Raw genomic sequence first — 12,900 nt, 5'->3', positions numbered from 1 at the left:
ATATTCAAAATCGTTAATTTTTAACGATATAGGCTTTGCTATGCTTATTTTTCAAAAAACTACTTTTAAAAAAGTCCTTGACCTATTACCGCATCACTTTCATCGTTAATTTATACGAGTTATGAACCACTCGGTCTAGAATAGCTAGTTATGGCAGAATAAAACTGAGCCATGGGGCCATGTAAAATTGAGCCACTTGTTTCTTCTGAAGTGCAAGCTTGGATCATCTAAGATTTTTTGAGTATAACCTTGAAAAGAAAGGGCACACCTAACGGCATGCCCTTTCTTTTCAAGGTATAAATAATTTATATTGTCGTTATACCGACTTGATCATTACAAGCAGCATCTTGAATTTTTCCTGTGCGTCAACAGCGTGCGGCTTATTTGCCGGCATAATGACCATCTCGCCGCTTTTCACAAGCAACGGACTACCCGAGATAGTTATCTGTGCTTCACCTTCAACTACCTGAACATACGCATCAAACGGCGCAGCATGTTCGCTCAGCCGCTGGCCTTTGTCAAAAGCAAACAAGGTAATAGTTCCGGCTTTCGCGTTAACGAGCATCCGGCTCACCACCGAATCATCCTGATAATTAACCAGTTCACCCAGATTCTTTACCTGTCCAATCAGACTCTCTTTTTTTTCATCAAATCCGGACATTGGAACAACCTCCTTTTCTTTTAATATTTATACTACTTTTAATCAAGGTTAAGAGATCTTATTTACTGTATCCCGTGCATTGCGCGGGATACAGTATTGTTTTTAAATCCAGACCAGAAACACTAGAGCACCTTGAGAAACCTTAGTATCCTTTATCATCCCAACAGTATTTCTTCAAGATCTTCTTCCGCTGTTTTAATAGGTTGGATATTGAAGTTCTTCACCAGCACATTCAAAACATTTGGAGACACGAAAGCTGGCAGTGTCGGTCCCAGCTTAATATTCTTGATACCAAGAGAGAATAACGTTAACAGGATACAAACCGCTTTCTGTTCATACCATGACAGCACAATTGACAGAGGCAGATCGTTAACGCCGCATTCAAAAGCTTCCGCCAATGCCGAGGCAATTTTGATAGCTGAGTAGGCATCATTGCACTGCCCGATATCGAGTAAGCGAGGAATCCCCTCGACAGTTCCAAAATCCAACTTATTGAACCTGAACTTCCCACAAGCAAGTGTGAGAATAACTGTATCTTCAGGTGCTTTTGCTGCTAAGTCAGTATAATAATTCCGGCCAGGCTTCGCACCGTCGCAGCCGCCTATCAGAAGAAAATGTTTGATCTTTCCGGCTTTTACCGCGCCAATAACTTTATCCGCAACACTCAATACCGCGTTATGCCCGAACCCTACAAGAATATTCTTTTCATTTTTATCTTCTTTAAAACCGCCAAGCGCCAATGCCTTTTCAATAGCTACACCGAAATCATTTCTATCATTGATATGTTTTACTCCTGGCCAGGCCACTAGTCCGGTAGTGAATATCCTATCGAAATATGAACCTTTTGGTTTTTGAATACAGTTCGTTGTCATGATGATAGCACCTGGGAACGCATCGAATTCTTTTTGCTGTTCCTGCCAGGCCCCGCCGTAATTACCGACAAGGTGGCTGTACTTCTTAAGTCCCGGATACCCATGAGCCGGCAGCATTTCTCCGTGAGTATAAACATTAATTCCCTTGCCTTCAGTCTGCTTCAGCAGTTCCAGCAAATCGAGAAGATCATGCCCGGATACGAGAATCGCCGGACCTTTTTTGACGCCGGTAAACACTTCCGTCGGAGTTGGATGTCCGAAAGTATCAGTATGCCCCTTATCTAGTATTTCCATACAGGTAAGATTAACTTTTCCTAATTCCAGATTCAAAGCAATCAACGCATCGATATCCAAAGAATCATCAGCAAGCGCATCTAGTCCTTTATGAATAAACGATGAAACTTCCTCACTTTCCTGCCCGAATACGGATGCATGATGCGCATACGCCGCCATACCTTTAAGTCCATACTTCAATAATTCTTTAAGGCTTCTCACATCTTCATTCAATGACTGATTACTCATAATACCGAACTTCTCAGCTTGTATTACAAGCTCCTCGTATTGAGCCGCTGGAACATAATATGCCGCAGCAGGCAAATATCCCGAAAATTCTTTAGTATATATTTCTTTATACACCCTGAGAAATTTTTCTTTTATCTGAGTTTTTATGATTTGCGACTGCGCAATAATTGACTCTAGCCGCTGAGGATCAAAATCAACATTGGTAATCGTCGTAAAAAGCCCGTCAACAACAAACTTATCAACTTCTTTATCTCTGAATCCCAGTTCCCTGGAACGTTTAGCATAAGCCGCTATACCTTTAAGATTTTCTATAATCAAGTCCTGTAATGCCGATACTTCCGGCGTTTTACCACAGGTACCCACGAGCGTACATCCCTGACCTTTCGCTGCTTGTTCACATTGATAGCAAAACATTGTTATCCTCCTGAATTTTGTTTATCGCTTTAATAGCGTTCATTTGCCATTCAAAAAATCAACCCGACACCTCCCCTTTTATACTTATTATCTTTTCAGAATAAGGAATAGGCCTATTAGCACGTTTGAGGGCTTCTTGGGCTATCCGGGCTAATCCCCGACAACAGGGAACCTGCATAATAACCACCGTAATTGAAGATACATTTCCTTCTTTTATAATATTTACCAGTTTTTCTATATATCCTTCGGTATCATCAAGTTTCGGACAGGCAATAACAACGGCACGATCTTTCACAAAATCCCGATGAAAATTACCATAACTGAAAGCACAGCAATCTGCGGCAATAAGAAGATTCGCACCCTGAAAATAACCCGCGGCAGGACTAACAAGATGGAGCTGCACTGGCCACTGCCTTAACTGAGAAGGACAAGCCGCCGCGTCAACTGGCGTTTGAGGAACAACAGGCGTATCCCGAAACTCGTGAACAGCAGTGCCAGGACAGACTTTTCGGTTCTCCTTGAGATGTTTTTCTACAGCGGTTTCGTCAAACCGGGCAACATCCCTGGTTACTATTTTCAGAGCGTCCTTGGGACATTCTCCGATACAGGCGCCCAGCCCGTCACAGAACTGCTCTTTAATTACTCTGGCTTTTCCATCGATTATTCGGAGCGCCCCTTCAGCACAGGCTACAACGCAATTACCACACCCATCACATTTAGCTTCATCAATATCAATAAATTTTCTAAGTACCATGTGTTTCTCCTGCTCTCTTTTTTTGTTATGTCTCTATAATGCCATTAAAAAGACAAGAATTCCTTGACTTAAGTCAAGTCGTTGAAATTTATAATTAATCCTTAAACATACTCCATAGAAGGCACACGACTTACTTCGGTCAGGTGAGGCGAGCATTCCTCTCAATCATTTCCCCTTAGGTTAATAGATGTTCCGGAAAGTAATTTTATTCTAAACGAGTAAATACTCCCGCTAGGAGAGCCGAGCGGGAAACTACCTCAGAATCATTTGTTGGATTGGGTAACAGATTTAATCAATGTTGTATCAAGCTGCCCTGGCAGGTTCAATATCCAGTAGCCGAAGCATGTCCTGAATCTCCGTCACAGGACTCTGGCAAGTATAATTTTTACAAATATAAACAGTTGATTTACCATTAACTGATTTGTATTCTGCCAGGTAAGGCGCTACTGAAAGGATTTCATCCTTTGCGCCTTCACTTAGCCGGAACAAGACTACCCGATTCGAAATATATTCTTGATGAACAATGGCAATCATTTCTTCTGTTGCAGGCGAAGAGGGATCACCAACAATAACTATTTCATAAGAAGGTCCTTCTTCATAAGCTTTTGCGATCATGAACTGAGTATATGCAGCAGGAGTCTGTTTTATTTTTTTTGAGAAAGTCATAGGTATTTCATGCGCTTTATCTTCGAGCGATACGTCTCCCGTCATACGGGATAACATAATCAATACCAGCATAGCAACAGAATTTCCCGAAGGAATTGCATTATCGTACAGTTCCTTTTGACGCACATACAATATTTCTCCGTCATCAGCAGTCATAAAAAATCCACCATTATCCTTATCCCAGTAATGGCTTATCAATCCTTTAGAGAGATTAACCGCTACCATAAGATTATCAGGATCAAACGCTGTCTCATAGAGCTCCACAAGTCCCCACATAAAAAAAGAATAGTCATCAACAGTCGCAATTTTGACAGAATCATCGCCGCTACTATGCATAAGCCGATTATCAATCGTCATCATTGTTCTGCTAATGTAATCAGCTGCTCTCTTCGCAACAGTATAATAACGAGGCTCCTCAAACACCTGAGCAGCTTTAGCCAGCGCCGCTATCATAAGGCCATTCCAGTCGGCTAATATTTTAGTATTTTTTCCTGGTATCGTCCTTAATGACCTTACGGCATAAAGTATTTCCTGCATTACCGCAACTAGCTTTTTCAGGTCTGCTTCTTTCATGTTCTTCTCCCGGGCAAAAGAAGATAATGGTTTCTTCATAAATAAAATATTTTTGCCGGTCTTCTTCCCTGAAGCTTCATCATAGTAATTCCCCTCTTTTTCTACGGAAAAAAGTGAGATGAATAATTTCGATTCCTCCAATCCCAGCAACTCTACAATCTCATCATAGGACCACAAATAGAATCTCCCGTCCTCACCTTCGCTGTCAGCATCCTGAGAGGCATAGAAACCGCCTTCCAGCGATACCATATCACGGAGAACATATTCAATTGTGTTCTGGGCAATTTCCTTATAAAGGTCATGCTTCGTCACTTGATAAGCAATCGTATAGGCCATAGTCAGCATTGCCTGGTCATATAGCATTTTCTCGAAATGAGGCACATGCCATTTCCGGTCAGCCGAATATCGATGGAACCCAAACCCGAGATGATCGAAAATACCTCCTTGATGAATCGATTGAAGGGTCTTCTCAGCCATTTCCAAGGATCGATTATTTCCCGTCATTGTATAATGATTCAAAAGGAAGAGGATCGTATGCGGCATCGGGAATTTTGGAGCCGCTCCGAATCCCCCGAATTCCTCATCAAATTGATGAGATAATTGCAGGAAGGTATCGTTCATAACCGTGGAAGGCAATACTTCCTTGTCTCCCAGGTCCGAAAGCCGGGAAAGGTCTTTCAATACATTGTTTGCAGTCGTTAACAAATCATTCCTATAATAAGTCCATAATTTTTTCATTCTGGAAGTAAGCTCCAGCAACCCTATACGATTCGAAGTACTTAACTTAGGGATATAAGTAGTTGCAAAAAATGGTTTCTTATCCGAGGTCATAATTATATGTAACGGCCACCCACCTGTCTCAGAAAGCATTTCACAAACAGCCATAAATAGCTTGTCCAGGTCAGGACGGTCTTCCCGGTCAACCTTAACCGGCACAAAAACGCGATTTATAGCCGCGGCAATATCCGGATCTGAAAAGGACTCCCGTTCCATTACATGGCACCAATGACAGGCAGAATAGCCGATAGAAAGTAAAACAGGTTTATCTTCAGCCTTCGCTTTTTCGAACGCTTCCTCTCCCCAGGGATACCAATCTACAGGGTTATACGCATGTTGGAGCAGATAAGGACTATGTTCATTTATGAGCCTGTTAGCTCGATTTTTCATATTCACGCTCCTTCTCTCAAGCAGCTAGAACTCTAGACAGTAATTCTTCCGGTTCCTCTGGAATAGATGAAAAATCTCCCCTTAATATCTTAAGCGCAGTCTTCTCTGAACTGATCTCTTTCTCGGTACGCACTCCGAGACGGCGTATCAGGCTCAAAGGAAGGGACCATCCTTGTAATGCCTGCTGGAGAAAGAACAAGCCGACTACCCCTGGCAACAGAAACCAATATTTGCTTTTTGTAAAACCTAAGATTGTACTTACAACAGTAACGGCAGATAAATTAGTTGTCAGTACCCGTTCAGTATCCCATTCCATTTCCAACTCGCTTATTTTAGTTGAAAGTTCAGCTTTAGATTTGCCCGCGTAGTTGCGAATATCTATGACCGTATGTTGATAGATTTCGTTGTTAATTTTCTCAGCGGCAGGTACTTCTTGCCGTTCAGATACCGGAGGGATACCACCGCTGGCATATTGAACTTGAAGACGAGTGAGCGCATCTTTAACTTCCTGTACATGTCCGTCCACCCGAACGTGAGGCCAAATATATTGAACAATACCATCAGGATCAATCAAAACGGTACTGCGTTCCAATCCCCAGTCAGCTTCCTTTCCGCTCCTTTGCTTTACTTTCCATGCACCATATTTTTGGATGAACTCGTGGTCAGGATCACTAAGGAGAGTAATCTCAATGCCGTACTTATTAACAAACCGTAAATGGCTTTCAACAGGATCAGGACTAATTCCTAGTATTTCAGTATTTAACTGTCCGAATTCGTCACGCGCAGCAGTGAATGCCCGCGCTTCTTTCGTACATCCGGAAGTATCATCTTCCGGATAAAAATAGACAACAACCCATTTACCTAGATAATCCGAAAGACAGCGTTCAAGTGAATTCTGATCTCTTAAACAGAATTCGGGAGCTTTCTGACCAATTTTAATAGTGCCCATTGTTCGAGCCATATATATCCCCCCTTTTAAAACCTTTTAGGTTTTGGGGTATTATAGTAGGCTTCGTTAAATAATCAATATCAGATTTAGTGAGTAATTAATGAATATCCCGCTTCATCAATCTGCCTCCCATTACTTCATGCACATCGCTGATGGTGACAAAAGCTCTTTCATCAATCTCGCTGACAATTGATTTGAGTTTTGATATCTCAAGACGAGTCACTACCGAATAGAGAACACTTTTCGAGTGACCGGAATAGCCGCCTTTTCCATGGATCAATGTAACCCCCCGGCCAAGCCTTGCCATAAGGGCTTTCGCAATGACCTCAGGTTTATCTGAGACGATCATGACAGCTTTTGATTCATCCAGGCCCTCGATAGTAAGGTCAATTATCTTAAAAGCGATGAAATATGTCACGATAGAGTACATGGCCCTATCCCACCCGAACACGAGCCCTGCGCTACTCAGTATAAATAGGTTAAAAAACATAACAATTTCGCCGACAGAAAACCCGGTTTTTTTATCAAGGACAATAGCCACAACTTCCGTCCCGTCAAGAGATCCTCCATACCGGATAATCAGTCCGACCCCAATCCCGACAATAATGCCGCCGAAAACCGAGGCAAGAAAAATATCGTCGGTCAAAACCGGGAACGGATGAAGAAACGTAACCCAAAGTGATAACGAGAGCACCGAAAACAAAGTAGAAATTGCAAAACTTTTACCGATTTGTTTATATCCGAAAATAAAAAAAGGAGTATTAAGGGCAAAGATAAAAAGTCCAAGCGGGAATTTGGTGACATAGCTCAAAAGGATCGATATACCGACAACCCCGCCATCAATAATGTTGTGAGGGACCAGAAAAAGATCAATACCCAGTGCGGCAAAAAATGACCCCAACAACAAAAAGAATATTTTTCTGACAACTTTAAAATAAGAACTAAAATGACTCGGCAATGGTGGAGCTTCCCTTCAGCGGTTTCTTATAAAGTATAGCATAACCGGCATAAATTGACACAGCTATAATGGTTTTTTGAGGCAGGCAGGTGTACGGGCGTACCGTCGGCACGTCCCTTCCCGGAGAACCCTTCAGAACCGTCCGGAATATATCATCTGTATAAGCAGCCAGATACCAAAAACAACTGCCATGAGATACCCGACAAAACTAATGATCGGAAACCCAAAAAGCATTGGTCCCTTATCAATCTGCATAACCAGCGATGAACCGATGATTAAAGAAGCGACTACCACCGCGAACGCAATGCGGTTGCTGGCACTATCAACAACATGAGTCATATGATCAAGTCCCTGATGCTCAAGGGTAACAACAGCTTTTCCCTTTTTCAAGCGCGCAATTATTTTTCTAAGATCTGAAGGTAATAGCCGTAAATAGAGACTGAAACTGCGAAAATATGCAACTAACCTGGGTAACTGTTCAAAAACATTAAAACTTCGAAACATCATCGTCTGCACGTATGGTCTCATATAGCCTATAATATCGACATCAGGGTCCAATTTTCGCGCAACGCTTTCGAGGACAATAAGTACTTTTATCATAAGCAGCAAGTTAGTTGGAAAAAGTATATGATACCGGCGTATAATGCCCATCATATCAGCAAATGCGGATTGCAGCTTCAATTGTCCGAGCGTCAGATAATAATAACGGTCAATAACCTCAGCCATATCCGCCTTCAGATTATTCATATCAATATCTGCAGGAAGAAGGTCCATCATCGAAAAAATATTTACCATTCCCTGGGCATCTTTATTCACAAATGCCGTCAGCAAATTATTGAGCATCAATGCAGTTTCGTCATCCAGCCTTCCCGTAATACCATAATCAATCACCGCCACAACATTGTCCTTAATAATAAATATATTTCCAGGATGCGGATCTCCATGAAAGAATTTGAACTCAAAAATTTCTTTAAAATAAATTTCGATCGCCCTATGTGCTATCATCTTAATATCGGCATGCACCTGCTTTAAGCTGCGGATATCAGAGATCTTAATGCCATCAACATACTCAACGGTAAGAACTTTCGGCGAACAGAAATTAATATAAACTTTTGGAACAAAAATACGATTATCACCTTCAAAATTTCTTCGAAATCTCTCAACAGACTGGGCTTCCAGAATAAAATCAAGCTCCCTGCGGATCGATTGAGCGAACTGATGCACAATTTCCACCGGACGATATATCCTGCTTGAAGGAATATATTGATTGAGCAAATTGGCCAAATCAAACAAGATGCCAATATCAGTTTCGATAATTTCTTTTATATACGGGCGCTGGATTTTGACTGCGACATACTCTCCGGTCTTAAGAAGCGCTTTATGGACTTGAGCAATAGACCCTGTAGCAATCGGTTGTTCATCAAATATCCTGAATAAACTTTTTATTGTATGACGCAACTCCCGTTCTACTATCAGCTTAGCGTCTTCTGACTTAAACGGAGGTAATTCGTCCTGTAATTTTTCCAGTTCATTAAGATAATCTTCCGGAAGAATATCAGACCGGACACTGAGAACTTGCCCAAATTTAATAAATGTCGGGCCAAGTTCTTCTATCGCCAAACGCAAACGCTGTGCCGGAGACAATGCCATGATAACCTGTAACCGCCGTCCGCTAAACTTCTTGATAACCAGACTTACCGGCAGTTTATCAACAATATCTTCAAAGCCATATTTAATTAAAATAAATAATATTTCCCGATACCGCTTTACATTTTGGTAACGCTTCTTTGAAGAAAATGGGAACATAATTATTTACTTTCACTTTTAGCTAAGTCCTCTAATAATTCGATTCTCTCCCTCAGGTCCTGAAGGTCAAGATTAACTAGTTCCAGAACCTCTAATCTTCTTTTTACTTCATCAAACTCTTCTCTCGTGACGAGCCCCAGATCACGAACATCATTCTTGATGATATCTTTTATTCGGCGCATATTATCTTTATTAATCTGTTCACCTTCCTGCATTATCGTATCAACTACCTTCATCCGGTCTTTGGCCTCTACCTCCCCCTGCTTCACAAGATCGTCAACAATATCCTCGACTTTTTTTTTGGTAAGAGATATCGACCCAATTCCAAGAAGCAAAGTTTTCTTTATAAAATCATTTAGCATAACTCCCCCCCCTTGCATAACAACGTATCACAATTGATCTTTCTATTGTTGTTACAATATTATCAGCAATATATTACTATCAGGCGACACTGATTTCATTATCCAGATAAACATCCTGAACAGTATGAAACAGATCGATTCCTTCATTCATCGGGCGCTGGAATGATTTCCGGCCGATAATCAAACCCATACCTCCTGCCCGCTTATTAATAACAGCAGTCCTTACAATTTCTGCCAGGTCTTCTTTGCCGGCCGATTCTCCACCTGAATTGATCAACCCGACTCTTCCCATGAAGCAATTGACAACCTGATAGCGGGCTAAATCAATAGGATGCTCACTGGAAAGTTCCGTATATACCTTCTCATTTGTTTTTCCGAACTTTAAAGCATTAAACCCGCCATTGTTAATGGGCAGCTTTTGCTTCACAATATCTGCCTCGATCGTCACTCCCAAATAGTTGGCCTGCCCAGTTAAATCAGCTGCAAAATGATAGTCCTGAGTACTTGTCTTAAACGCGGGATTACGCAAATAAGCCCAAAGCACAGTCACAAGTCCGAGGCTATGGGCATAGCTGAACATCTTTGACACTTCCTGAATCTGCCGATCACTTTCACTCGACCCGAAATAAATAGTAGCACCGACAGCAACAGCTCCCATGTCAAAAGCCTGATCTACATTACCAAATAGAATCTGATCATACTTGTTTGGATACGAAAGAAGCTCATTATGGTTAAGCTTAACGATAAAAGGTATCTTATGAGAGTATTTTCTTGCGACTGCACCCAGGATCCCCAACGTCGAGGCAACCGCATTGCAGCCTGACTCAACTGCCAATTTAACAATATTTTCAGGATCAAAATATTCCGGATTAGGCGAAAAAGCTGAGCCCGCAGAATGCTCTATACCTTGATCAACAGGCAGAATAGACAAATAACCCGTACCTGCCAATCGACCGGCATTGAATATCGTCTGCATATTCCTGAGTACAGCCGGAGAACGATCGGAAACCGACATAACCTTATCTATAAAAAATGGTCCGGGTACGTGGAGTTGATCACTGGAAACAGTTCTGCAATGATGATTAAGCAGGTCTTCCGATTCACTACCAAGCAACGCGACAATTCTATTTAACATAGCTCATCCCCCCCTGTGCGACTTTCGGGCTATTATAGGAGCAACAGGGAAAAAGGCAAGTGAGTAAATCTAACGAAAAAATTAGGGACGTTTAATTAAACGCCCCTACTAAATATGTTAACAAAAGAGTTATCCGGACATCGTGAAAATCTAGCCCACCATTCCAAATTGGTTGGGAACAACTTTGATACACGTATATGATAATGGCAGATCACGAAAATAATTCACGGTGTCCATTAAACAGCTATTTTTCTGGTTATTATCATCGGGTTTAAGCATTCCCCGTTCATCATAGGACTTCACAACTATGTTATCTTTATTATTCCGATAATACATCTCTATTTTTAAGGCGCCGGTTTCATAATATTCTCTTGAGATCCCGTCTAATTTATCGTTTTTATAGTACATTTCCAATTTCAAGGCACCACTTTCGTAATACTCTCTGGTAATACCATCTAATTTTTCATTTTTATAGGTTGTTTCTCCCCATAAAGCCCCGCTTTCATAATACCCTTTCGAAATACCATGCTGTTTATCATTCTGGTAATCCATTTCGAATTGGATAATCCCATTTTCAGAGTACCCACGAGAAAGCCCGTTCATTTTATCATTCTGATATTTCATTTCCAGCTTTAGACTGCCATTTTCGTAATATTCCCGGGATATCCCATCCAACTTATCATTTTTATAACTCAATTCATACTGAAGCTTGCCACTTGGATAATACGTTCGGGAAATACCATACTGTCTCCCGTTGCTATAACTTCCAGCCGACTTAAGTGTCCCATCCTTATAATATTCCCTCGATATTCCATTGAGTTTATTGTTTTTATAATTCATCTCATACTGAACCCCGCCATCTTGATAATATTCAACTGATAACCCTTCAAGCTTATCATTCTTATACATACATTCACCCCATAACATCCCGTTTTCATAAAAACTTTTGGAGAGTCCATTTTGTTTATCGTCCTTATAATTTGATTCAAAATGAAGTTGACCGTTTTCATAATATCCTCGGGATATCCCATCCTGGTTATCATTTTTATAATTAATTTCCAACTTAAGAATTCCTTTCTTCTGAAGTTCTTTTTTCGAGCATTCAAATGATTCGTTATGCTGGGAAATAACGTCCCCGTCAGGTCCGATAACCAAGTAATTAACCTTCTGTTTACCATTATAAAATATATGTTCCATAACCCCCTCTTCATATATTTTCGTATTCATAATTAATGTTTTCCCATTCATACCCCCAACTCCTTTTCCTAGCGATATTACGACGACAATAATATCATCTTTATTATATAATAACAATCATTTTATTTACATTTTATTATATATATATTTATGATTTTACCAGACATATCATACATCAGATCAATAGATCAATCTCACAATAAGAGCATAACAACAACAAATAACAAGACAAAAAAAAACCTCAAAGACAAACTCCACACACAATAAACAAAACAAAAAAAAATCTAATAGCTACTATTTTCTATATAAAACATATTAAATACAAATTAACTTTATTAAAAAATGCATATCCGAAACAATCATTATTCAATCAACACAACATTAACCTATATCTATATTAATAATCAGAAATATTATGGCCAGTAATTGGAAAATCGAGAACAAGGGAGTGATCACTTTATTCAGCGTGATAAAAAATCATATTTTAAGGATATTGCCATTGTCATCATTATTTTTTTTTGTTAAAATATTTACGTTAGGGTTTTAAAAACGTTAATCGTTATTACCTACAACACTGGTTTAACGGTGTTTTATTTATATCAAGGAGAGTCACATGATATCAGGAACAATAAAATGGTTTAATGCAACTAAAGGATATGGATTTTTAACTCCGGATGATGGATCTAAGGACCTATTTATACATTATTCTGAAATCCAATCTGAAGGGTTCAAAACTCTTAATGAAGGCGACAAAGTAACATTCGAAGTTGGCGAAGGCAAAAAAGGCCCATGCGCTGTGAATGTCAACTTAATGTAATCAACAATTTATTTTAAATAGCACCAACAAAGCACCGGAAGTTCCGG

11 protein-coding genes are annotated in these 12,900 nt (G+C 40.3%); 1 reads left to right on the top strand and 10 read right to left on the bottom strand.

The window, feature by feature from the left end; all coding sequences use genetic code 11:
- Positions 1-316: 316 nt before the first annotated feature.
- The 10 genes from DKM50_11470 to DKM50_11425 all read right to left on the bottom strand — a co-directional run bounded on the left by DKM50_11470 (position 317) and on the right by DKM50_11425 (position 12,087).
- Entirely contained in the window at positions 317-661 is a 345-nt protein-coding gene (locus DKM50_11470) for a cupin domain-containing protein (GenBank protein ID PZM78574.1), read from the bottom strand.
- Positions 662-816: 155 nt separating this feature from the next.
- Positions 817-2,475: a hydroxylamine reductase gene (locus tag DKM50_11465; protein ID PZM78573.1), complete on the bottom strand. Its 1,659-nt coding sequence runs from the start codon at positions 2,473-2,475 to the stop codon at positions 817-819.
- Between the two features lie 52 nt (positions 2,476-2,527).
- Positions 2,528-3,223: a 4Fe-4S ferredoxin gene (locus tag DKM50_11460; GenBank protein PZM78572.1), complete on the bottom strand. Its 696-nt coding sequence runs from the start codon at positions 3,221-3,223 to the stop codon at positions 2,528-2,530.
- 303 nt (positions 3,224-3,526) lie between these two features.
- Positions 3,527-5,629, bottom strand: coding sequence for a thioredoxin domain-containing protein (locus tag DKM50_11455; protein PZM78571.1), 2,103 nt, complete (start codon positions 5,627-5,629; stop codon positions 3,527-3,529).
- Between the two features lie 16 nt (positions 5,630-5,645).
- Positions 5,646-6,578, bottom strand: coding sequence for a hypothetical protein (locus DKM50_11450; GenBank protein ID PZM78578.1), 933 nt, complete (start codon positions 6,576-6,578; stop codon positions 5,646-5,648).
- Between the two features lie 97 nt (positions 6,579-6,675).
- Entirely contained in the window at positions 6,676-7,536 is an 861-nt protein-coding gene (locus DKM50_11445; protein PZM78570.1) for a hypothetical protein, read from the bottom strand.
- A 132-nt stretch (positions 7,537-7,668) separates the two neighbouring features.
- Positions 7,669-9,342, bottom strand: coding sequence for a ubiquinone biosynthesis protein UbiB (locus DKM50_11440; protein ID PZM78569.1), 1,674 nt, complete (start codon positions 9,340-9,342; stop codon positions 7,669-7,671).
- Between the two features lie 2 nt (positions 9,343-9,344).
- Positions 9,345-9,704, bottom strand: a complete 360-nt coding sequence (locus DKM50_11435; protein ID PZM78568.1) for a hypothetical protein — start codon at positions 9,702-9,704, stop codon at positions 9,345-9,347.
- Positions 9,705-9,783: 79 nt separating this feature from the next.
- Positions 9,784-10,839 carry a class I fructose-bisphosphate aldolase gene (locus DKM50_11430; protein PZM78567.1) on the bottom strand — a complete coding sequence of 352 codons (1,056 nt, stop codon included), beginning with the start codon at positions 10,837-10,839 and terminating at the stop codon, positions 9,784-9,786.
- Positions 10,840-10,989: 150 nt separating this feature from the next.
- A complete protein-coding gene (locus tag DKM50_11425; GenBank protein PZM78566.1) occupies positions 10,990-12,087 on the bottom strand; it encodes a hypothetical protein in 1,098 nt (365 codons plus the stop codon).
- A 562-nt stretch (positions 12,088-12,649) separates the two neighbouring features.
- On the opposite strand from DKM50_11425, the gene DKM50_11420 reads away from it, so the two are divergent.
- On the top strand, positions 12,650-12,853 hold the full coding sequence (locus DKM50_11420; protein PZM78565.1) for a cold-shock protein: 204 nt from the start codon (positions 12,650-12,652) through the stop codon (positions 12,851-12,853).
- The last annotated feature ends 47 nt before the right edge of the window (positions 12,854-12,900 follow it).

Source organism: Candidatus Margulisiibacteriota bacterium (assembly GCA_003242895.1).
Classification (GTDB): domain Bacteria; phylum Margulisbacteria; class Riflemargulisbacteria; order GWF2-39-127; family GWF2-39-127; genus GWF2-39-127.
This window is presented reverse-complemented; position numbering and strand designations above follow the sequence as displayed.